Source organism: Candidatus Bathyarchaeia archaeon (genome assembly GCA_038883335.1).
Taxonomy (GTDB): Archaea; Thermoproteota; Bathyarchaeia; order Hecatellales; family Hecatellaceae; genus JAVZMI01.
In genome coordinates this window covers 31,359-51,535 of the sequence record JAVZMI010000006.1, presented here as the reverse complement: position 1 = coordinate 51,535, position 20,177 = coordinate 31,359, and the positions used below count along the sequence as shown (strand labels likewise).

General features: G+C 48.6%; 26 protein-coding genes. 22 read left to right on the top strand and 4 right to left on the bottom strand.

Annotated features, from left to right (window positions below):
• Positions 1-99: 99 nt before the first annotated feature.
• Complete coding sequence (locus QXJ75_04240; GenBank protein ID MEM3737280.1) at positions 100-471, top strand: transcription factor S; 372 nt, start codon at positions 100-102, stop codon at positions 469-471.
• Positions 472-537: 66 nt separating this feature from the next.
• Here QXJ75_04240 and QXJ75_04235 read toward each other — a convergent pair whose 3' ends face one another.
• Complete coding sequence (locus tag QXJ75_04235; protein ID MEM3737279.1) at positions 538-1,728, bottom strand: nicotinate phosphoribosyltransferase; 1,191 nt, start codon at positions 1,726-1,728, stop codon at positions 538-540.
• A 104-nt stretch (positions 1,729-1,832) separates the two neighbouring features.
• Between QXJ75_04235 and pcn the strand changes: the two genes are divergently transcribed.
• From pcn to fdhD, 8 genes are all read left to right on the top strand, one after another.
• Positions 1,833-2,588: a proliferating cell nuclear antigen (pcna) gene (pcn, locus tag QXJ75_04230; protein ID MEM3737278.1), complete on the top strand. Its 756-nt coding sequence runs from the start codon at positions 1,833-1,835 to the stop codon at positions 2,586-2,588.
• Between the two features lie 21 nt (positions 2,589-2,609).
• Complete coding sequence (locus QXJ75_04225; protein MEM3737277.1) at positions 2,610-3,665, top strand: DNA primase large subunit PriL; 1,056 nt, start codon at positions 2,610-2,612, stop codon at positions 3,663-3,665.
• A gap of 79 nt (positions 3,666-3,744) precedes the next feature.
• Positions 3,745-4,989, top strand: a complete 1,245-nt coding sequence (locus QXJ75_04220) for a DNA primase small subunit PriS (GenBank protein MEM3737276.1) — start codon at positions 3,745-3,747, stop codon at positions 4,987-4,989.
• Positions 4,990-5,032: 43 nt separating this feature from the next.
• Entirely contained in the window at positions 5,033-5,575 is a 543-nt protein-coding gene (locus QXJ75_04215; GenBank protein ID MEM3737275.1) for a hypothetical protein, read from the top strand.
• Complete coding sequence (locus QXJ75_04210) at positions 5,572-5,847, top strand: 50S ribosomal protein L44e (protein ID MEM3737274.1); 276 nt, start codon at positions 5,572-5,574, stop codon at positions 5,845-5,847. Before QXJ75_04215 ends, QXJ75_04210 begins: the two co-directional genes overlap by 4 nt.
• 13 nt (positions 5,848-5,860) lie before the next feature.
• Complete coding sequence (locus tag QXJ75_04205; GenBank protein MEM3737273.1) at positions 5,861-6,061, top strand: 30S ribosomal protein S27e; 201 nt, start codon at positions 5,861-5,863, stop codon at positions 6,059-6,061.
• Positions 6,062-6,232: 171 nt separating this feature from the next.
• Positions 6,233-7,141 (top strand): ATP-binding protein, encoded by a 909-nt coding sequence (locus tag QXJ75_04200; GenBank protein MEM3737272.1) that lies wholly within the window; start codon positions 6,233-6,235, stop codon positions 7,139-7,141.
• A gap of 89 nt (positions 7,142-7,230) precedes the next feature.
• Positions 7,231-8,070 carry a formate dehydrogenase accessory sulfurtransferase FdhD gene (gene fdhD / locus QXJ75_04195; protein MEM3737271.1) on the top strand — a complete coding sequence of 280 codons (840 nt, stop codon included), beginning with the start codon at positions 7,231-7,233 and terminating at the stop codon, positions 8,068-8,070.
• Positions 8,071-8,072: 2 nt separating this feature from the next.
• Here the strand turns inward: fdhD and QXJ75_04190 are convergent, their stop codons facing one another.
• The 3 genes from QXJ75_04190 to QXJ75_04180 all read right to left on the bottom strand — a co-directional run bounded on the left by QXJ75_04190 (position 8,073) and on the right by QXJ75_04180 (position 10,283).
• A complete protein-coding gene (locus QXJ75_04190; GenBank protein MEM3737270.1) occupies positions 8,073-9,212 on the bottom strand; it encodes an aminopeptidase in 1,140 nt (379 codons plus the stop codon).
• Positions 9,213-9,286: 74 nt separating this feature from the next.
• A complete protein-coding gene (locus QXJ75_04185; GenBank protein ID MEM3737269.1) occupies positions 9,287-10,075 on the bottom strand; it encodes a PAC2 family protein in 789 nt (262 codons plus the stop codon).
• A complete protein-coding gene (locus tag QXJ75_04180; GenBank protein ID MEM3737268.1) occupies positions 10,062-10,283 on the bottom strand; it encodes a hypothetical protein in 222 nt (73 codons plus the stop codon). Before QXJ75_04180 ends, QXJ75_04185 begins: the two co-directional genes overlap by 14 nt.
• A gap of 182 nt (positions 10,284-10,465) precedes the next feature.
• Between QXJ75_04180 and QXJ75_04175 the strand changes: the two genes are divergently transcribed.
• The 13 genes from QXJ75_04175 to QXJ75_04115 all read left to right on the top strand — a co-directional run bounded on the left by QXJ75_04175 (position 10,466) and on the right by QXJ75_04115 (position 20,172).
• Positions 10,466-10,927, top strand: a complete 462-nt coding sequence (locus tag QXJ75_04175; protein MEM3737267.1) for a class I SAM-dependent methyltransferase — start codon at positions 10,466-10,468, stop codon at positions 10,925-10,927.
• 42 nt (positions 10,928-10,969) lie between these two features.
• Positions 10,970-11,692 (top strand): hypothetical protein, encoded by a 723-nt coding sequence (locus tag QXJ75_04170; GenBank protein ID MEM3737266.1) that lies wholly within the window; start codon positions 10,970-10,972, stop codon positions 11,690-11,692.
• 86 nt (positions 11,693-11,778) lie between these two features.
• Positions 11,779-13,449 carry a hypothetical protein gene (locus QXJ75_04165; protein ID MEM3737265.1) on the top strand — a complete coding sequence of 557 codons (1,671 nt, stop codon included), beginning with the start codon at positions 11,779-11,781 and terminating at the stop codon, positions 13,447-13,449.
• Between the two features lie 277 nt (positions 13,450-13,726).
• Positions 13,727-14,110, top strand: coding sequence for an NADH-quinone oxidoreductase subunit A (locus QXJ75_04160; GenBank protein MEM3737264.1), 384 nt, complete (start codon positions 13,727-13,729; stop codon positions 14,108-14,110).
• Positions 14,101-14,577 (top strand): NADH-quinone oxidoreductase subunit NuoB, encoded by a 477-nt coding sequence (nuoB, locus tag QXJ75_04155; GenBank protein ID MEM3737263.1) that lies wholly within the window; start codon positions 14,101-14,103, stop codon positions 14,575-14,577. Before QXJ75_04160 ends, nuoB begins: the two co-directional genes overlap by 10 nt.
• A 7-nt stretch (positions 14,578-14,584) precedes the next feature.
• Entirely contained in the window at positions 14,585-15,061 is a 477-nt protein-coding gene (locus QXJ75_04150) for an NADH-quinone oxidoreductase subunit C (protein MEM3737262.1), read from the top strand.
• A 17-nt stretch (positions 15,062-15,078) separates the two neighbouring features.
• A complete protein-coding gene (locus QXJ75_04145; GenBank protein ID MEM3737261.1) occupies positions 15,079-16,149 on the top strand; it encodes an NADH-quinone oxidoreductase subunit D in 1,071 nt (356 codons plus the stop codon).
• Positions 16,150-16,156: 7 nt separating this feature from the next.
• Positions 16,157-17,242, top strand: coding sequence for an NADH-quinone oxidoreductase subunit NuoH (gene nuoH / locus QXJ75_04140; GenBank protein MEM3737260.1), 1,086 nt, complete (start codon positions 16,157-16,159; stop codon positions 17,240-17,242).
• 25 nt (positions 17,243-17,267) lie between these two features.
• Complete coding sequence (locus QXJ75_04135; protein MEM3737259.1) at positions 17,268-17,693, top strand: NADH-quinone oxidoreductase subunit I; 426 nt, start codon at positions 17,268-17,270, stop codon at positions 17,691-17,693.
• A gap of 50 nt (positions 17,694-17,743) precedes the next feature.
• A complete protein-coding gene (locus QXJ75_04130) occupies positions 17,744-17,998 on the top strand; it encodes an NADH-quinone oxidoreductase subunit J (protein ID MEM3737258.1) in 255 nt (84 codons plus the stop codon).
• 3 nt (positions 17,999-18,001) lie between these two features.
• Entirely contained in the window at positions 18,002-18,295 is a 294-nt protein-coding gene (locus tag QXJ75_04125; protein ID MEM3737257.1) for a hypothetical protein, read from the top strand.
• Between the two features lie 5 nt (positions 18,296-18,300).
• Positions 18,301-18,621: an NADH-quinone oxidoreductase subunit K gene (locus QXJ75_04120; GenBank protein MEM3737256.1), complete on the top strand. Its 321-nt coding sequence runs from the start codon at positions 18,301-18,303 to the stop codon at positions 18,619-18,621.
• A 51-nt stretch (positions 18,622-18,672) separates the two neighbouring features.
• The gene (locus tag QXJ75_04115) at positions 18,673-20,172 is read left to right on the top strand and encodes a proton-conducting transporter membrane subunit (protein MEM3737255.1); all 1,500 of its coding nucleotides are present in this window, start codon (positions 18,673-18,675) and stop codon (positions 20,170-20,172) included.
• The last annotated feature ends 5 nt before the right edge of the window (positions 20,173-20,177 follow it).

Here is a 20,177-nt window from a genome sequence, read left to right as displayed (position 1 = left end):
GCCTAAGTTCGATAAACCCTCAAATAGTGGCAGAAGCGAACTTTGACTTTCAATTTAGTGGTAACCTCAGCTTAGCATACAAAACGTTTAAATTCAATCGTGGCTGTTTCATCAGCTTTGGGGTCTGCGAGGATGGAATTTTGCCCAAAATGCGGAATGCGGTTAACTATGGCTGTCACCGATAAGGTTTCGTTGAAATGTCCAAATTGCGGATATAAAGCAACCAAAAAGAGCACTTTACCAGTTGTGGCCAAGGTTGATCGGTCTTCCGTAGAGGCGAAAGAACCCATAGTAATCGTAAGTGAGAAAGAGGCCAAGTTGAAGACTCTGCCTACGGAAAAAGCTGAGTGCCCTAAATGTGGTAACATGTTAGCTTACGTATGGCTCGTTCAAACTAGGGGCGCCGACGAATCTTCCACACAGTTCTTCAGGTGTACACGCTGTGGTGAGACGTGGCGTGAGTACTCTTGAAAAATAGTTGGTTAAGCCTGAAGTTTAGTATCTTTTCTCCTCGGAATTGCGTATCAGCGCCAAGATTCACAGATTGACCCGCCGCAATTGGTCGAGTACGAAACTCCTTATCTCGTCTGGCTTGGGTAGTTCGCCGACGATCCTCCCGCCTTTTATTAGGGGTTTCAATAATGGCTCCATCTCGGATAGGCAGCATGGGCATCTAGGCTGTTGCACGCCAGCCCAGCACACTATGTCCCTAAGGCAGTTGGGGCACCTCCAAACTTCCTTCTTGCCCCCGAGTTTACCGCGTTTCGCCGCGGGTTTGCCTTCTCTCTCAACGATGTCGAATGCAAAGTCTATTGTTGGCGCCCCACTTATGGAGGTTCCTACCCCGAAGCCGTCAGCTCCCGCATCACATAATGGCTTTATGTTCTTGTCATCGATGCCACCTGAAACTATTATCTTAACATTCTTGTAGCCTCGGATATCAAGTTCCCATCTTACCTCCCGGATTATGTCGGCAAAGTTGCCTCTCCTAGTCTTCGGGGTATCCAGCCTCACACCATAAAGTCTGCTCCCAAGAGCATCAGCCGCCATTACAGCCTCAGTCTTCTCGTCATAGTAGGTATCCACTAACGCTACACGGGGAACTTTAGGGTCTACAATCTCGTCGAAAGCCTTCCAAGCCTCAACTTGGTCACCGAAGGCTATTATGAGGGCATGAGGCATGGTCCCCGTCGGTGTCCTGCCTATGATCTTCGCCCCAGCAAGACTAGACGCCCCGTCAAAACCTCCGATGTATGCAGCCCTGTCTATCATCGGGCATAGTGCAGGGTGCATCCTCCTGATCCCAAAGGAGATTAGCAGTTTGTCGCCAACTATCTTCCTGATTCTGGCGGCCATCGTTGCGGCTCCAGAGGCTTGGCATAAGAATCCAAGCATCGGGGTCTCTAGGTGGCAGAAATCTCCGTATGCGCCTTCAACCACCAGATGAGGCACTTTCACACCGTAGTGATCCGTGGGATAGATGACGCTCCCCTCAGGAGGGGCATATACGTCTACTGGGAATCCCTCAAAAAGGTGGGCTACCTCTTCGATACCGCAGAGAATTGCCCATGGCCACCCAGCTGGCAGCTCACCTGAAGTAACTTCAGCTACAACTCTAACCCCGCTGAGCCCTTTTGCTTTGAGGATTTCTCTAGTTCTGATGAAATATACGTCAGTAGTCTCTCCCGCCTTTACTTCCTCATCCGTTGCTGTGTGGAAGAGCTTCACTTTTCCACCTTACAGAGTTACAGTTACTGGATACTGAGCGGCGAGTGGCTTATTAATTTATTAGTGATTTTACATCTCATAGGTAGATGAGGGGATGAGTAGTCATGTTTAAAATAGTCGTCTCGGATGCCAAGACTTGGAAGAATTATATGTCAGCCATCGCCACTTTGGTGGAGGAAGCAACATTCGACATAAAACCGGAGGGGATATCCCTCCGTGCTATGGATCCCTCACACGTTGCAATGGTTGACTTTGAGCTACCAGCCCAAACCTTTCAAGAGTATGTTTGCGACGAGCCTGTGAGACCGAAACTCTGCATAGATGTTGGCGACGTGTTAAAATTGATGCGGAGAGTAGAGAGTGGGGAGACATTAGAGTTAACCCATGACCCTGAGAGGGGGCATCTGTCTATGAAGCTTCGTGGGAAATATGTCCGCCGCTTCTCATTGCCTCTACTCCAACCGGCAACCTCAGATATACCGGTCCCTAAACTGTCTTTCGACGCCAAGATTAAGATGGACGCCGACTGTCTCAATGACGCCATCTCCGACATCGGTGGGGTCAGTGAGCAGGTAAGATTTGAGGCTAACCCCGACAGGTTTACAATGACTGGCCTAAGCGAGACTGGGAATATTGTTGTGGAGTTTGAGAAGTCGAATGAGGCAGTTCTCGAGTTCGGTGTGCAGACTGAGGTTAAGGCTCTATATGGTGTTTCATTCCTTCAGGACATTATTAGGGCTGGGACTTCCACGTCCAAGATAGTCACAGTAGAGTTCTCAACCGATAAACCAGTCAGGTTAGACTTTGAGCTACCCCTAAAAGGTAAGCTAACCTACTACCTAGCCCCACGACTGGAGTAATGTCCCTCTTTAGGAAGTTTCATGTTGAACAAGTTGGACCGCCTCTCATCGTATATCGCCAAGTATCCTTTCACGAGGGATGGATATGATTACGTTGGGGATTTTGGAATAAAACTCGAAGAATTGGCGGATGGAGACTACGAGCCTATTCTAAGGAGAGCTGTCTCCAGGGTCCGACAAGCTGTCTTGGGTAGAATCACAGAATCCGAAGATGTCAGCGACGAGATAGAGATCCTATCCTTCCCCCTAGCGGTGTTGATCGCTGGAAAGGTAGGGGACCCCTACCTACGCAGACGCTACGCTTTGGCTGAAGCGAAGAAAGCCTCTGCGCATCTAGAAAGCGAGCCTTGCGAGGTGTTTCTCAAGGTAGCAGAAAGCTTTGGGTGGGAGGTCAACTTAACCAACCCGGATCGGCCCAGTGAGGTCAAACTTTGGTTCACAGACTATCTTAGAAATGCCTCAAGGTTCAATGAGGATCGGTGGAAACTGGTTAACAGGCGGTTGGATAGTGGTGAGGTGTACGTTACACTAAAGGAGGCATCTAGGCTGATGGAAGAGGAGATTAGACGGCACATCGAGAATAAACTCGAGGCGGCAATGTCGGCGAAGTTGCCTGAATACTTAGAGAGAGCCATAGGGGAGGTTAGTTCGTTTTTTAAAGAGAATGTCAAGCAAGCGCCTTCAGTTGAAATCTCGGGTAGTCTAAATGTTGAAGCCTTTCCACCCTGTATGTCCTCCCTTTACAGGGAGTTGCTGACAGGCAAAGATCTATCACACATGGGTAGATTCACCTTGACAGCGTTCCTACTCAAAATTGGTATGGGTGTTGAGGATTTGGTAAAACTATATTCGATGGCAACGGACTTCGATGAGAAGATGACACGGTATCAAGTTCAACACATCGCTGGCATGACCAGAAGCCGCACCAGTTATAAACCTTTAAGCTGTGGTAAAATGCGTACCCACAACCTCTGTAAAGAGGTTACGGGGGGCTGCTTCAAAGTTAGAAGCCCCCTAACTTTTTACGCAATAAAGCTTAGGGAACTAGAAAAAGGCGCCAAAAGACATAAGGAGTGATGTTCTCGCCAGCCCTCCAGCAAGCATCCTTCCAACTTTGATACTCTTAAGCCTATATCGTAGGTTGTAGATTCCAAATATGACAGTGGAGACGGCAGAAGACCGGTCGAACCTCTGGTTCATCCAGAGTAAATTCCGGGAGTACTATTGGGGGAGCATCGACGAGATTGATGCTCCCTCAGATATGGAGAGGAGGGAGTTCGGATTTTTTACATTCAATAAAAAGCCGGTTCGACATAAGAGCTTCAAAACAATAGGCCAGTTGAGAGACTTCATAAAGGTTCTCGTTCCCTCAGATGCATACTACTCCTCAGCCTACTACCAAAAGCCTGATGCTGAAACCATGGGAGAGAAGAATTGGATGGGGGCTGATCTAATCTTCGATGTCGACTGCGACCATCTTCCTACAACATGCAAAGCGGAGCATGATGAGTGGCGATGCACCGTATGTGGCAGGTTCGGCAGAGGTAGACCTCCAACGAGGTGCCCCGAATGTGGTGGTGAGAGACTTAAAGCGGATATGTGGATCTGCGATAAATGTCTCGAAGCCACTAAACAAGAATTGCTAAAGCTAATCTGTATACTCGAAGAAGACTTCGGTATAAGCGATAGAGAGATGTTTGCGGTCTTCTCTGGGCATAGAGGGTACCACCTTCACGTAGAGAGTGACACCGTTAAGAGTATGAGTTCCATCGAGAGGAAGGAAGTCGTCGATTATGTCACGGCGACAGGTTTGAATCCGGTGTATCACGGCGTCACGATGAGTGAACGCCCTCTGATAGGGCCCTCTCCAGCTGACATCGGTTGGGGAGGGCGCCTTGCCCGTGCAATCTACACTTTAGCGTTGAAAACTCCCCAAGAGTTGAAGGAGGCAGGGGTTGATGGTCGCCTAGCTAAAATGATCGAAAACAATAGAGGGCGTATAATCGAAGCTTGGGAGAGAGGGGGTGTGTGGGCGTCTCTCAGGGAATTTGCGGGACCGAAGACATTGGAGAGAATCTTGAGTAAAGCCTTAACATTCATGGCAGCTTCAGTAGACACAGTGGTGACAACAGATATCCACCGCCTCATCCGTCTACCCACTACGCTACATGGAAAGACAGGTCTGAAGGTTATCGCAATGCCAATTCATAAACTCGCAGCCTTCGAACCATTGAGAGACGCTATAGCCTTTACTGAAGGTGATATACTAGTCAAGGTCTATAAAGCCCCAAAGATAAGACTCGGTGGGCACTCCTATGGGCCATTTCTAGATGAAGAAGCAGTGTTACCCTCCGCAGTTGCCATCTTCCTTATCTGTAGGAACAAGGCATCCCCTCTATGAGAAGATTTATTGGTTTCCCTTACCTTGTTGAGTGAGAGGGCCCATGTATGCAGCATTATATGAGTCCTGGCTGCGGGAGAGTAGTGAGAAGGAACTTCAACCTTTACCTAAAGATTTTTATGTGAATGTCGGTGTGTATAGGAAGCGGCTGAGAGAAAAAATAAGTCCAGATGATGAATCTCTTGAAGCCTCCCTGCTACGGCTGGAGGATGAGAGATCAGCTCACCTACTAAGAGAGCTGATAGAGCTTAGGCTGAGAAAAATGAACATCTCTCTGGAGAGTAAAAACATAGACGAAGCTGCGTTAACAATGGAAGAGGAGAGGCTCTATCAACATGTCAAGAACGCCACAAATATGGCTAGGGCTATGTTAGAAGCTACTCTCCACGGTGTAGTAACCGAGAAGCCAAGCGTAGACTTAGAGCGTAGGTGGGTACTACGCTTCCTTAAGGAAGTTCCGGCGCTGGTGGGAGGGGACATGAAGGTATACGGGCCCTTTGACGCTGAGGATGTAGCCTCTCTACCATCCTCGAATGCGGAAGGGCTCATCAAACATGGCGTCTGTAGGAGGATAGATGTCCGATGAAAATTCCTAAAACTTTAAACACTTACTGCCCGAAGTGCAAAGGCCACACTGAACACGGTGTTTCGCTGTATAAGAAGGGTAAAGACCGAGCTCTAGCGGCTGGTGCTAGGCACCATGAAAGGGATAAGCACGGGTATGGTGGACAGAAGTTCCCTGAGCTGAAGAGGACTGCAAAAACCACTAAAAAGACCACCCTTAAACTGGCATGCAAGAAGTGTGGGTATGTGTTGCAGCGGTATGGTGTCCGTTTAAGGAAAGCTGAATTGAAGTAGAGGTGTCTCTGGTTTGAAGAAGCGTAGAATGGAAATGATCCCTAAACCCAGAAGCAACTTCATCAAAGTAAAATGCCCCGAATGTGGTAACGAACAGGCAGTTTTTGAGAGGGCAAGCATCACCGTACACTGTAACATCTGCAACGCACCACTTGTTGTGCCCACTGGCGGAAAGGCACTTTTAAAAGGAGAGGTCCTCTCAGTCTTGGGATAATCACGCCAAAGCTTTTGATCGGTTGCTGGCTTCTCCGAAGCCCTACCCGACCTCCTAGGCGGATAGTTTTTCACGTCGGGAGTGGCAACATGAGACTGTCAAGATTTCCGCAGTTTTGCAGCGCCCTCATAAATGGCCTAGTTTTCGGTTTGTGAAAGGAATAAAAGCTAAATGGTAGTTTCGCGGTTCAGTAGCGGGGCTATCATGAGGAAGAGTTTGCAGGAGATAGGTGGCCACATAGTTCAGAAACCTCCCTATTCGCTGTGGGACGAGATAGCTGACATGGAAAACGAGAAAAGGTTAATCGAGCAGAGAATCCTCCATCCACTCCTACATAAGGAACTAGCAAAGAAGCACGGGGTTATAACCCCCAAAACAATTTTGCTTTTTGGTCCTCCAGGAACTGGTAAAACAATCTTCGCCAAGGCGATAGCTGGAAAACTCGGCTGGAGCTTCGTGGAGATCCACCCCAGCGAGCTGGCTACTAGTAGCCTCGAACAGGTTGCGCATAGAATAAAACACCTCTTCGAGCGCTTGGTTGGTGTAGAAGAGATGGTTGTTTTCTTTGACGAGTTCGAAGAGTTAGCTTTACGGCCTGAGCTTGCCAGCGAGAGCCAGAGGCTTATCTCGAATGAGATGCTTAAGCAACTGCCTGTATTCAAGGAAAATGAAAGGGCGCTTCTAATCTGTGCCACAAATAATGTGCGGCACCTGAATCCCGCTCTACTACGCCCAGGAAGATTTGACATTATAATGCCAATCGGCCCCCTCAATAGGGATGCACGTAAGAAGATTTTTGAGAAATATATCAGCAGCCTGAATGTGGGAGAGGTAGATATAGACGCGTTGGCTGAGAAAACGGAACGCTATACTCCGGCAGATATTCAGTATGTCTGCATGGAGGTGGCGCATCTCGCCTTCGAAGCGGAGTTCACCTCTGGGCGTGACTATAAGGTTTCCACGCAGGATCTACTTCGTGCGATCGAAAACCATAAACCCACCGTCACCGAGGAGGATTTGAAGAAGTTCCGTGAGGATGCAACCTTCTTCTGCAGGTCAGGTTACTGCCCTATCTTCTAACATTCAGTTTCGACGCCCACCTTCGTTGAACTCAGAATCTATGCGCGCGAGTTTCATTTCGCAGTTTTATCACTTCTATTACACCGCACTTGTTTAATAGTGGCGTCTACAAGATCTTCGTTGAGATAGAATTGTCCACTAGAAAAGTTGACGCCCTAAAGCTAAATCTGCGAACCAAGCTATTTAGAAGGGAGGCTGAGGTAGTGGTTGTTGAGGGGCCTATCAACCTTTACCTCAATGGAGAACACCTCACAACTATAATTGCCTCTCCAGTCAAAGTGAAAGAACTCGCGGTGGGTTTTTTAGTGGATGAAGGTATTATAACAACGATAGAGGAGATCCAAGACATCTTAGTGGACGATCTGTGTGTAAAGGTTCAAACAGCTAAGAATGTCAAGTTAGGACCGAAGGTGTATGGGATAGCGAGATTTGTTAACGCCGCCTGCGACTCTCTCGATTCTTTCCTTAAACTGCTCGACAACTTGGCAGCGCCGAAGGTTACATCAGCCCTCAAAGTTCACCCAAGGATGATCCTCCAAGCGCTGAGAGAGCTTAACCGGCGGTGTCTTACCTTCAAGGCAACTGGGGGAGTGCATGCTGCAGCAGTATTCACAGCAGATGGGAGGTGCATCTCGTTCGCGGAGGATGTGGGGCGCCATACGGCTGTCGATAAAGCAATAGGGGGGGCACTATTAGTAAGAGTTAATTTACAGGGTTGCTTGCTCGTCAGCACCGGCCGCCTCTCTGGAGATATTGTGTTGAAGGCGGCGCGAACTGACATACCTATAGTGGCTTCTGTAGCATGCCCTCTATACTCTGGAGTCTATGCCGCCGAGAAGACCCATATTACGCTAATAGGCTTCGTGAGGGGCCAAAGGATGAACGTATACACTTGTATGGAGCGTATAATTTGGCCTTATGTAAGCTGAGGCTAAACCGTCCTGATCGGCTCGCCCTTCTCCATTACCAGCTTACCGTCAAAGTATAGACGGCCACGCCGCATATCTTTGATCATGTCAAGATGGCTGGAGGCCTTATTCTTCCCGTGGTAGGAGCCAGTGTTGCTTCCGATTGCTATGTGTAGAGTTCTATAGATCTTCTCGTCAACTATTATGCATCCACCCGTATAATCGGCGCCGGGGTTGCATCCAATGCCTAACTCGGCTATTCGATCTTTTTCTCCAGTGTTAGCGTCGAGGAACCGCTTGAAGACATCCCGCCCCTCTTCGGCGTCGTAGTCTACAACCTTCCCACCAGAGAACTTTAATCGTAGACCCTTAATTTTGCCGAATCCAGGGACGGCCACAACGTCGAACAGGATAACGCCATCAGCCGAGGTTTCGATGGGGGCTACGAAGACTTCCCCTGTGGGTATATTCAACCCTACATCTCCCTTTGCCACATCGTCCTCCGAAATCACCCCGTTGTCTACAAGAATAGGTCTGCCCTCAACTCTCAAGCTTAACTTGGTCGAGTCTTCCGCCTCTATCAACACGACATGGCACACCTCTAAGGCAGCCCTATAATACTCGCAGAGTCGTCTTACCTCTTCGGAGAAGGAACTCCGTATGCTGTTAAAGAATATTCGCCTGAACTCTCCGATCTCACATCCGTACCCCTCCGCCGCCCCGGGTATAGGCCACCCGAAGTATACCCACCTAACTCTCCTACGGTCTAAGATCTCCCTGAGCTTTTGTCTTATGGGACCTGTGAGCCTAACTTTTTCTCCTAGGTCATAGGACCAACGTGGGTTGTCCTGCTCTCCTATGAAAACGGTGACGTCGACAGTTTTAGCTATAGCCTTAGCGAGAGGGCTCATCTCTTTCAGAGAGTCCTCAGGAGTTAGGATGTAGCGGGTTCTCTCTCTTGATGAGCGGTAAGGAACCAGTAGGGTGTGAGCGCCGACTTTCCAGCACTCCTCTTCCACCATGAATGCGAACTCCTCACAGCTGGGGTCCGTAGAATTATAGGTTATCCTAACCGACTCGTGGCCGCCGTCAGGTTTCCTCCCTATTCGCATAGAACGAGTTACCAAAGATTCGGCCATCAACCGCATTTCTTCTTTCGACAACTCATACAATCCTGATCCACCTCAGTCAAGCCTGACACGTATTAGGAGTGGAGTTTCAGCTTAGCCCTAGTAGACTACACGTAGAATGACTCCTTCTCGTCTCTTAGAACTTTTTTAAGGCTGGCGCTCTGAAGTTTGTTGATGATCTCTAACTTTGCTCGCAGATTCTCTATCTCATCATCCAACCGGCGGAAGTTTATCTGGAGTCCCACCAGCCTGGCTACAACGTCTATTACCGCCTTAGCTGCAAGTGCATCAGGATACTCCCCCTTCGTAGCTCCAAGCAAACCTATACAGTTGAGTTTCCTCCTCCACCCCAAACCTAAGATGAGTCCACAAGCACCGGTTACCGAACCTCCTCTACTAGCAGAGACACCTAGACTGCATACCTCCTTAGCAGTCCTCTCATCGCTGAAAACGCCATAAACTTGACCTAACATCTGCTCGGTATGGGTTCGAAAACCGCCAACTGCTATGACCCGTTTACACCCATACCTCTGGACGAAATCAAGAATACTGTCCATTACCTCATACTGGCCAGATGCTACCGGTTGCATGTTCCCCGTTAGAAGGATCAGATGAGGTTTAGAGTGTGTGTAGGCGTAAAACTCAAACTTTGGGAGAGTATATGTGCCATCCGAGTTTACTTGAATTCCAAGGCTCCCATCAGGCATGGCAAGATAAGTGGAGTACAGCTCAGCGAAGCTCTTAGGTTTAAGTTCCTCAATCAAATAGTCTACAGCTATCTTCCCCACGAACCCAAGCCCGGGCAAACCTTGGATCAATGTTGGGTTTTCTAAATCGGGTTCATTGAGCACACAGATCTCTACCCACGCGGGCATCCTCAAATCAACTCCCGTCAATTAGATAATTCTTAGGGCAAAGTTTCTTTGCAATATTGCAGGTTTCCCTTGTCTCCTTCCTTCTCGACTCGTCTAAGCAGTAGTTTGCGACAGATGAGCAGAGACTGGACTCTTTGTGGCACTCATCAAGCTCACTCTCCACGCAGAGGGTGGAGATGAAATTACACAACTGGGAGGCTTGAGAGTACGCCGTCTCATCTTGCAACATCTCTCTTGCTCGCTTACATAACATTAGCGCTAGACTGCAATAATATGGCGTTATTATGTCTCTCACTCTCGAACCCATAAGCAGGGGATAAATAGAGTGGTTTATATTGTTTCCGTAAAATGGCTGGGGAACTTTTAATAGTCGCCGCTTTAAGGATTTAAGATAAATTAGAGTGACAAACCGTGGTGTACGTACCTTTTATCTCGTCACCTCCTGAGGTGGTAAAGAGGATGTTGGAGCTCGCAGAGGTGCGAGCGGGTGAAACTCTCTTTGATCTCGGAGCTGGCGATGGTAGAATTTTATTGGCCGCCGTTCAGCAATTCAATGTAAAGAAGGCTGTAGGGATAGAGATCAGAGAGGATCTTGTCAAGATGGCAAGAGAGGCGATAAGGAAGCTTGGGCTCGAGGATAGAATCTTCATCCTTTGTGGAGATATGCTTGAAGAGCCTATAGGCGAAGCTGATATTGTGACCTTATTCTTAACAACCTCGGCTAACGAGCATGTGAGGCCAAAGCTGGAGAAAGAACTTAGGGACGGGGCGAGGGTGGTATCTCACGATTATGAGATCTCAAAGTGGAAGCCTGTCAAAGTTGAGAACATGGGATGCCATACCCTTTACCTATATGTTAAAGGTAAATCCTGACAGACCTAAACCAATGCATACTTATTGCGGTGGTGCTAAATAGTGGAGTTCACTTCAACGGCTGAGCGCTGTGACTGTTTCAAGATTCGGATGGAGGATTTAGCTAGATTCGAGAGGAACCTCAGGGACTGTGGTTTTACTGAACCACCGCAACTGGTTAAGGGAAGACAAGTCTTCGGGTTATCTAAGGAACTTGATGATGTATGGCAGTTGCACATTCGCGGCTATGAGGACGGCTGTTTACACTCAGAGGTTGAATTGAGGTGGATCTACGCGGAACATGCCAATGAACCAAGTCGGCCGGGCCACCCTTGGATACTGGATTTGCTCAAAAAATTCCGCATCGAATATAGTGAGAGGGAGCCGCCAGAGGGCTGTCTGAGAATTAAGCTAGAGCCCCCTAAAACCTTGACGGAATGGAAGAGCTTAAGTGCCAACTCGTTCGCCAGAGCCCTAATTAATAGCGGTTTGCCGAGGAAGCTGAGCATCGGAGAGCTTGAGAGTTTTCTAGAGAATGCTCGACTGCCCTTCCTAACCTCTATTGAGTTGAAGGAGCTTCTACAAGTCGAGAAGAAGGATGGAAAAGTCAGAGTAGGTGTAAACTGCCCCATATACAAAGTTTACAACGACTGGTGCGAGAAGAGTTGCATATCCCTAGTAAATTCTCTCCTTGGGAACTTGAAGGAGACTGTAGCTTTCCAGAGGTTGCATAAGAGGCCTGAAAGCCAGAGTTGTCTCTTTGAGTTTTACCTCCCCCAAGGTTAGGGTGATATCTCTTCCTACTGCTGGGGAAGGTTTATCACAGCCGAGAGGTAACCCTCCTAATGGTCTTTCGGCTCTTTCAAAAGGGCTTGCCGCATACCATGGATCAACAACTCCAATCAAAGATTGAATCACTATGTCAGAGTCTATCAGCCCCATCTAAGATAGTCGCCGTCTGCCTAATTGGCTCAGAGAGTCTTCAAGGTTTGGGAACTGATAACCTGCTTCTAGTGGTACTCGAGGATTTTTTGAGGGGCATAAAAATCGCCCACCATAAATTGGAAGGCTCCAGAATTAGAGTTCTGCAAGTTGACCGTGTTCTTTTTGAGGAGGATGTTACCGGGGCAACGCTTGGCGAGCTCGCAGCTGGATGGCTATCGCTACCCTATATCCCCCTTAAGAACCCATCCTACCTTAAGGAGAAAGAAATTAGGTTAAAGAAGGAAATAATCCTTAGAAGCATCGAAAACCTGGTAAAGGAATACTCCAGTCTCGCGGGTGAGATTCTAATCGAGAATAGGTTTTTCGTATTCGATGAGATCGCGAGGAGGTTAAAGATGCACCCGGCCATGTGGTGGGGCTTCTACAGGTCGCTCAGCGGTAATGAGCGCGATACCTGTCTCTCCCAAGTTGAGGAGGGATATAAAGTAGCCCTGAAGGAGCTTGAGGGCGAGGGGAAAATAACTTTTCTCGGCGATCTGGTGAAGGTCAAAGAGGATTTCGTGACCCAATGCTTAAGTAAACGTTTCCCAAAAGTAGCTCTCATAAAATCGCTTGAAAAGGTTTTGCGTAGCCGAATATTTCGGGGTTACGCCGGAGTAACCTCTCCACTCGATTTGTTGAGGGAATTAATATCCGAGATAGGCTTTGAGTTGAGGCTCTCAGAAAAGGCTGCTGAAGGCGAAATACTTGACCCTAAACGGTTCCTCATATTGCCATCAAAAGACGGTTTCATAAGGCTCTGCGATGAAACATCCATAGAAGATTACGTTGAGAGAGAGGGCGCATTCAGCGGCAAAGCCGTCGAAATCAGGAAGCTGGGAGGGGTGCTTAATAATGTATATCTACTTTTATTTCGGGATGACGGAGTCTCACGGGTAGTCGTAAAAAAGTTTGAAGAGTGGGCGGATTTCAAATGGCTACCCATAGCCATGTGGGCTATAGGCGCTCAGAACTTTTCCGTCAGAGCTAAGTCTAGACTCGCCCGCGAGTGTGCAGCAAGCCTTTACCTTAGGGAGCATAAGTTCGCTACACCATCAATCTTGCGTGTAAGCTGGAATAGGTCTCTACTTTTCAAGGAATTCATCGACGGTCAACGGCTTGACAAACTTATAAAAGGCGTAATTAGAAGTGGCGCGATCGCTGATGATGTGAAGTCTATACTTTGGAGAGCTGGGAAGACGTTGGCTGAGATTCACAGCGTTGATTTCACTATCGGAGATAACAAGCCTGAGAACATTGTAGCTTGTGAGGATGGGAGGATCTACTTCGTAGATTTAGAACAGGCTGGGAAGGGTGGAAATAAGCCCTGGGATCTAGCCGAGTTCGTATATTACTCGGCACACTACGCACTACCAACAGATCCGATGAAAGGAATTGACGATATAATCTCCAGTTTCTCTGAGGGCTATATCGCTGGTGGTGGCTCTAAAGATCATGTCAAGAAAATTACCTCCCACCTTTACGTGAATAAATTTGTGCCCCTCGTCATCCCCAGCGTCCTGTTGGAAGCTCGTAGTCTCTTGAAGAGGCTTTGTTGAAACTGCTGTATGATTATATATTTTGATGAGCTCTTTAGACTGGTTTCACGCTTAGAGAATATCGGATGTAACACTGCAACATAAATTACAAAGGCGGAGACTCCACCGTAGATCTATAGGCTCATATATATGACAATAAGTTTCTACATAAAGTTTATATTTAATATATCACTAGGGTTAGCCTAACGCCGCTGCCATCATCTCAATCAAGGAAATTTAAATTTAAAAATAACTGGTAGGAGATAAAACAAAAGTATAAACAGCTTGGGATGGTGACATGGTTCAAACACCCGACGTGTTGGGGTTAGGTGTCTATGTTTTGATTATGGTAATCTTCCCCCTCTCACTCGTATTAGCTGGAAAGGTCCTCGGCCCTTCAAACCCGAATCCAAAAAAGAATATGACCTTCGAGTGCGGGCATCCTCCCGAAGGCAGTGCCCACACGCGTTTCACCATCCAATATTACCCCTACGCGATGATCTATGCAATCTTCGGCGCTATGGCAGTATTCCTACTCTTAACTGCACCAGCACTCACCGCGATCGCTAGGATGGGCGGTGACGCGGCGGGCGTTATCTTGGCATTCGTAGCTATACTCGCCCTAGCCCTAGTTAGTGCAGTAATCTCCCTACGCTCAGTCAGGTGTAAGATTTGGGGTTGAACATCTTAGATAAAGGCATGGAGACCTTTAAGGTCTACAAGAATAAGATCTTGGGATGGGGTCGCGCTTGGTCACTCTGGTCTGTCCACCTCTGTACTGGCTGTTGTAGCCCTGAGCTTATGGCTGTCTCCTGCTCCCGGTTTGATGCTGAGAGATTTGGTACTCTACCATTCCCAGCGGCTAGGCAGTGTGACCTCCTCTTCATCTTGGGTGTTGTATCCAATAAAATGGCGAAAAGGGTTAGGCTGGTTTATGACCAGATGCCTGACCCGAAGTATGTGATAGCTCTAGGTGACTGTGCCATATCTGGGGGTTTATGGTGGGACTCTTACTGTGTAGTTCAGGGAGTAGACAAGATCGTCCCAGTAGACGTGTATGTACCAGGATGCCCACCGCGGCCTGAAGCGTTCATTCAAGGCATAATGATGCTGCAGAAGAAAATCCAATCGAATCAGTCTAAGGGGTAACTGTTTAATGGAGGCTGTCACTCGCGAGGTGAGCTTGGTAGAAGAGCTTCGAAAGAGCTTCCCTGAAGTTGTTCTTGAGGCTAAAGTCCAGAGAAAGTACAGAGTAGAGGTTAAGGTGATGAGAGAGGGGCTGGTTGAGGTTGCTTCCTTCCTTAAAGAGAGTCTTGGCTTTGATTACGCAGTATCCGTCACTGGTGTAGATTACCCTGCCAGAAATGAGTTTGAGGTTATATATCACGTTTGGTCGATTTCAGGCAAGATATTGCTAGCATTAAAGACTGCTGTACCAAAGGATCAACCACGGATAGACACGCTCTCTCAGGTTTGGGAGAGCGCTAACCTTCATGAGCGGGAGACCTATGAGATGCTTGGATTAGAGTTCGAAGGTCATCCGAACCTTAAAGGGCTTCTGCTTCCAGAAGGCTGGGATAAGGGTTACCCACTCAGAAAGGACTTCAAGTTGCCAACCGGACCTCAGGGGTGAGGTTTCTTTTGGCGGTTATGCGTGTAAAGCTCGGCCCTCAACATCCAATCAGCGGGCACCTCTGTGTAGTCCTCGATGTCGACGGTGATATTGTTGTAGGCGTGGAGCCAGATGTAGGTTATACACATCGGGGCATAGAGAAGATCGCGGAGAACCGCACATACATGAACATAATTCCGCCCCTTGAGAGGGCGAACATAATCGACCCTGTACACGTGGTCTGGGGGTATGTAGCTGCTGCCGAGGAGCTTATGGGCGTAAAGGTTCCTGAGCGAGCTGAGTTTATACGGGTTATTATGGCTGAACTAAGCAGAATTACAAGCCACCTCTACTGGCTTTGCCTTATGTCAACCTCGGTAGGACTTGAAACTATGCTCATGTGGCCCATAAACGATAGGGAGCTATTCCTCGACCTTCTTGAGATGCATACCGGCGCAAGGGTGACATACTCATTTTTTGTACCGGGTGGCATCCGTAAAGACCTCCCTCGGGGCTTTACAGAGCAAGCTCTAAAGAGATTGAGTTATTTTGAGGAGCGGCTGAAGGTATACTATGAAATGCTCTATGAGAGTTACACCTTTCAGATCAGAACTAGAGGTGTAGGCAAACTTCGACTTGAGGAGGCTGTGAGGCTTGGTATAGCTGGGCCTAACCTTAGGGGCTCGGGTCTAAAGGTCGATGTTCGAAAGGATGAGCCGTATGGCGTCTACGATCGGTTCGATTTCGAGGTGCCTGTGGGCGCAGTTGGAGACTCTTACGATCGCTCTCTGGTAAGGCTCAGGGAGATGGAGCAGAGCGTCTCGATAATTAGACAAGCTCTCTCCGCGTTACCCGAAGGGCCAATTAAGTCTCCGGCGCCACCTTCAGCTCCAGTTGGTGAGGTCTATAGCCGGGTTGAGTCAGCTAGGGGGGAGCTTGGATATTATCTTGTCGGCGACGGATCCAATCGTCCTTACCGGTTGAAGATGAGCACACCGTCATTCAGAAACTTGGAAGCACTAGCCCATCTATGTAGAGGCGTCCCCTACGCGGACGTTCCAGCCATACTCTGGAGTCTCGACCTCTGGCCGCTGGATATAGACAGGTAGAAGCCCAATGGTCTACATAGTACTATCGCCTGAAGAGCTCTTAAACTGGGTGTGGGCACTCTGGAAGGCAGGCTATATAGCGGAGCTTTTCGTGAAAATCATAATCTTCCCTGGATTGATCTTTCTGTCTCTAGCGGTGCTATTGGCAGTCTGGTTCGAGAGGAAGGTTAACGCGCGAATCCACCTCCGAGTAGGGCCATACCATGTAGGCCCAGTTATGGGCCTCTTCCAACCTATAGCTGATTTCGTCAAGCTGCTGGGGAAGGAGATTATAATTCCGGACAATGCCCATAAACTTCTGTTCAAGGCAGCACCAATCGCAGCCTTAACCCTATCGGTGTTACCTGTGGCCTTCATGCCCTTCGGGCTATATCGGCCAGGTCTCATCCCCTTCGTTCCAGATCAGCCTGAGCGTTACTGGGTGATCTACTACTCTGAACTCAGCTTACTCGTAATAATTCTGCTCCTGACGATGCGTCCATTCATTATGATTGCTGCAGGTTGGGCGTCTCGAAACAAGTTCTGTACTTTGGGTGCGCTGAGGGCTGCCTTCCAACTGTTAGCCTATGAGATTCCGCTACTAATAGCTGTGGCTAGCGTGGTTCTGGTAGTTGGATCATTCGACCTTGTAGAAATTGTTGAAAGTCAGGAAAAGGTATGGTTTGGGGTTATCCAGCCTATCGGCTTTGCGGTTTTCTTTGTGGCTATGTTGGCGGAGGTGGCTAGGCGCCCCTTTGATCTACCACATGCAGAGCAGGAGGTGATATATGGTTGGTTCACAGAGTACAGCGGCGTACTCTACGGATGTTTCATGATGGCTGAGTACCTCGACCTAACGACAGTATCACTCCTATTGACGGCTCTGTTTATGGGGGGTTGGCTCGGCCCCAGCTTCTTGCCTCCCATCTTCTGGTTCCTCTTTAAAACGAGCATCGTGATGATGATTATTCTGCTGCTCAGGGGGGTATTCCCCCGCGTTAGAATAGATCAGCTGCTCAGCGCAGGGTGGGCATACCTGATACCGTTGGCGCTCATACAGGTTCTAATAACTTTAGCGTTGGTGCAATTTACCCCAACACTAGTAGGTGTCTAAAAGTTATGGGAGAGGTGTGGTTCGCATGTCCGCTGTGGTGAAACCTCTAAAGGTGATCGCTGAGCACTTCGTAAAGAGGTCGTTCACTGTCTTCCATCCATATGAGGCTCTCAAACCGGTCGAGAGGGCTAGAGGTCGCTTAAAACTCGACATGGATCGGTGCGTAGGTTGCGGCGTCTGCGCCTACATATGCCCAAATAAAGCAGTCGAGATCGTTATGATCGACGAACGGAAGTTCCCCGCTGTAGATATTGGGCGGTGCTGTTTCTGCGGCTTCTGCGTGGACTACTGCCCGAGGCTGGCTCTTAGCATGAGCCCCGACCAGGAGTTAGCTGAGTATCAACGACCTAACCTAAAATATTCACCCTCACGGCTCGCACTTCCACCCAAAGAGTCCCGCCGGAAGCTGGTTTCACTGCAGATTGATAAGAGAGGTGCCGCACATCAATGAAACGTTATCTGTCGACTTTCCAGCGTCAGCGTTGGAAGGGCTGATGAACCTTGAGTGAGATTTTGGATCTGTCGGCAATTTCCCAACTGGTGTTAATCATCCTAACGGTAGTTAGCGCCTTTATAGCCGTGGAGATTCGTAATATACTGAAGGCGATCGCTGCCTTCTTTTTCATGAGTGTCCTGTTGGCGGTTATATTCTTCATCCTAGGCGCTCCCTTCGCAGCAGCTGTTCAATTATTGGTCTACGCGGGGGCAGTCGTCGTCCTTCTACTGGTAACCTTCCGAACTGTTAGGAGACTGTAAACAATGAGACGCATAAATAAAATCGTCAGCTTAGCCGCTGTGGTAACATTTGCAATGGTGATGTTGGGTTTAGTTGGTGTCCTCTCCACTTTTCGGCACTCAATATTGTCCCGTTCACTAATGCCCGACGTGCTTTCGCTCTGGACATTCCGCGGATTCGATGTCATACTCCTATGTTTCCTAATATTCGTGTCAGTTGTGGGCGCAGCTGTACTATTCGAAGAGAAGAGATATGCGACTGCTTTGGAGGAGGCAACAATCGAGGAGGCTAAGGTGGAAGAGGAAGAGGAGGAGTGAGACGAATGGTTTTGGAGGCCAGTTGGTACATGGTTGCAGCAGTTGGCCTCTTCATTCTGGGCACCTACTGCATAACGGTGAAGAGGAATATGATAAAAATCGTTATAGGCATAGAGATTCTAACGTCCGCAGTCCATCTAAACTTTGTAGCTCTTGGGTTCGCGATCTCGTCCCCACCATTCACAGACGCATTAGCTCAGAGTGTAGTTATTGTCTCGATCGTGATAGCCGCTGCTGTGGCCACTATAGCGGTTCTCCTCGTCATAAATGCTTATAGGCATTATGCTACCCTTGACGTAAAAAAGCTTCGAAGGCTGAGGTGGTAAGCTATAACCGTACCAGCGTTATTCCCAATTATCACACTCGTAGCCGGTGCGATGTTAGTTCCGATCGTAGCTCTGTTTGGGAGAGCATTTCGTCTAGAGAAGTTGAAGGACCTCTTCTCCATAAGCGTACTCGCGGTAACCGTATATTATATACATAGGCTTCAAGGGTATGTTGAGGCTTCACCAAGCAAAGTTGTGGTCTATCATCTGGCGGCATATAGCCCGCCTCTAGGGGTTAGCTATCGTGCCGACCATCTAAGCATCTTCATGGCGTACCTTTTCGTGGGGGTTGGTCTTCTGGTGGCGGTGTACTCGTTGAAGTATATGGAGCACGACATAGGTGTGGAGAAATACTACGCGCTCCTTCTCGCTATGGTTGGAGGCATGGTTGGTGTCTCTTTTGCCGGCGACCTCTTCAACCTCTTCATCTTCTGGGAGGTAATGTCTATATCCGCTTATGTCCTCGTAGCCTACCGTAAACATCACTGGGAGCCTGTTGAGGCAAGCTTCAAATATCTCGTGATGAGCACCTTCGGTTCGATCCTATTTCTCTACGCGATGTCTTTCCTTTACGGTCTCACTGGCACCCTTGATATGACATATGTGGCTGAGGGTTTAGCGCTGGTTAAACCTTCTGGCATTGTTTTGCTGGCGTTGGCGGCGATGTTCATCTGTGGTTTCGGTGTCACAGCTTCAATAGTTCCGTTCCATACATGGCTTCCTGACGCTCACCCAGCAGCTCCAGCCTCCATAAGTGCTATGCTTTCAGGAGTTGTAATCAAGGTTGGAGTATATGCGGTATACAGGGTTCTATTCACCGTCTTCGATCCGTTCTCCTTCGACTTCGGGACTGTTTTAATACTCTTCGGATTGGTTACGATGACTGTTGCGAACCTCATGGCACTATTGCAGAGCGACGTGAAGAGGCTACTGGCGTACTCAAGCGTCGTCAACATAGGATACATCTTAGCAGGGGTAGGAATCGGCGCCTACGCGCTAAGCAACTACTACCCCACGACCCCAACGGTTGCGGCGCTCGTGGCGGTGTTGGCAATTGAGGGCTCCCTCTTCCACATCTTCAACCACGCTGTGGGGAAAGGGCTTCTCTTCCTCGGCACCGGTTGTTTCATCCACGAAGCCAAATCAAGAGATCTCTCAGAGTTGGAAGGCATAGGCAGGAGAATGCCTTGGACAGGGTTCTCCTTCTCTATAGGGCTACTGACCCTCGCCGGTGTTCCACCGTTTAGCGGCTTCTGGAGCAAGCTCTTCATCATTCTAGCTGGCTTCAACCTGGCTCAGAGCCCATTCCTGGTTGGCGCTACAATCGTGATAGTCTTAAACAGCATACTTGCAGCCGTGTATTACCTCTGGGTTCTCCAACGGCTAGTTATTAAGGCTCCGAGGCCGGCGATCGAGATGGCCAGGGAGGTTTCCCCTATCATGGTAGCGCCCATAGTTATATTAGCAGTTATCACCATCTTGGCAGGTGTTTGGCCGGGTTTGGTCATCAATGCTGTTGAGAGTGCGACCCGCGCTTTAATTGGGTGGTGAAGGTT

Excerpts from the sequence above, each read along its gene's own strand:
- nuoH (MEM3737260.1), top strand. The coding sequence starts at position 16,157 with ATGGTCTACATAGTACTATCGCCTGAAGAGCTCTTAAACTGGGTGTGG.
- QXJ75_04120 (MEM3737256.1), top strand. The coding sequence starts at position 18,301 with ATGGTTTTGGAGGCCAGTTGGTACATGGTTGCAGCAGTTGGCCTCTTC.
- QXJ75_04160 (MEM3737264.1), top strand. The coding sequence starts at position 13,727 with ATGGTTCAAACACCCGACGTGTTGGGGTTAGGTGTCTATGTTTTGATT.
- QXJ75_04210 (MEM3737274.1), top strand. The coding sequence starts at position 5,572 with ATGAAAATTCCTAAAACTTTAAACACTTACTGCCCGAAGTGCAAAGGC.
- QXJ75_04125 (MEM3737257.1), top strand. The coding sequence starts at position 18,002 with ATGAGACGCATAAATAAAATCGTCAGCTTAGCCGCTGTGGTAACATTT.
- QXJ75_04225 (MEM3737277.1), top strand. The coding sequence starts at position 2,610 with ATGTTGAACAAGTTGGACCGCCTCTCATCGTATATCGCCAAGTATCCT.
- QXJ75_04180 (MEM3737268.1), bottom strand. The coding sequence starts at position 10,283 with ATGTTGCAAGATGAGACGGCGTACTCTCAAGCCTCCCAGTTGTGTAAT.
- QXJ75_04115 (MEM3737255.1), top strand. The coding sequence starts at position 18,673 with ATGTTAGTTCCGATCGTAGCTCTGTTTGGGAGAGCATTTCGTCTAGAG.
- QXJ75_04215 (MEM3737275.1), top strand. The coding sequence starts at position 5,033 with ATGTATGCAGCATTATATGAGTCCTGGCTGCGGGAGAGTAGTGAGAAG.
- QXJ75_04145 (MEM3737261.1), top strand. The coding sequence starts at position 15,079 with ATGCGTGTAAAGCTCGGCCCTCAACATCCAATCAGCGGGCACCTCTGT.
- QXJ75_04200 (MEM3737272.1), top strand. The coding sequence starts at position 6,233 with ATGGTAGTTTCGCGGTTCAGTAGCGGGGCTATCATGAGGAAGAGTTTG.
- QXJ75_04220 (MEM3737276.1), top strand. The coding sequence starts at position 3,745 with ATGACAGTGGAGACGGCAGAAGACCGGTCGAACCTCTGGTTCATCCAG.
- QXJ75_04135 (MEM3737259.1), top strand. The coding sequence starts at position 17,268 with ATGTCCGCTGTGGTGAAACCTCTAAAGGTGATCGCTGAGCACTTCGTA.
- pcn (MEM3737278.1), top strand. The coding sequence starts at position 1,833 with ATGTTTAAAATAGTCGTCTCGGATGCCAAGACTTGGAAGAATTATATG.
- QXJ75_04150 (MEM3737262.1), top strand. The coding sequence starts at position 14,585 with ATGGAGGCTGTCACTCGCGAGGTGAGCTTGGTAGAAGAGCTTCGAAAG.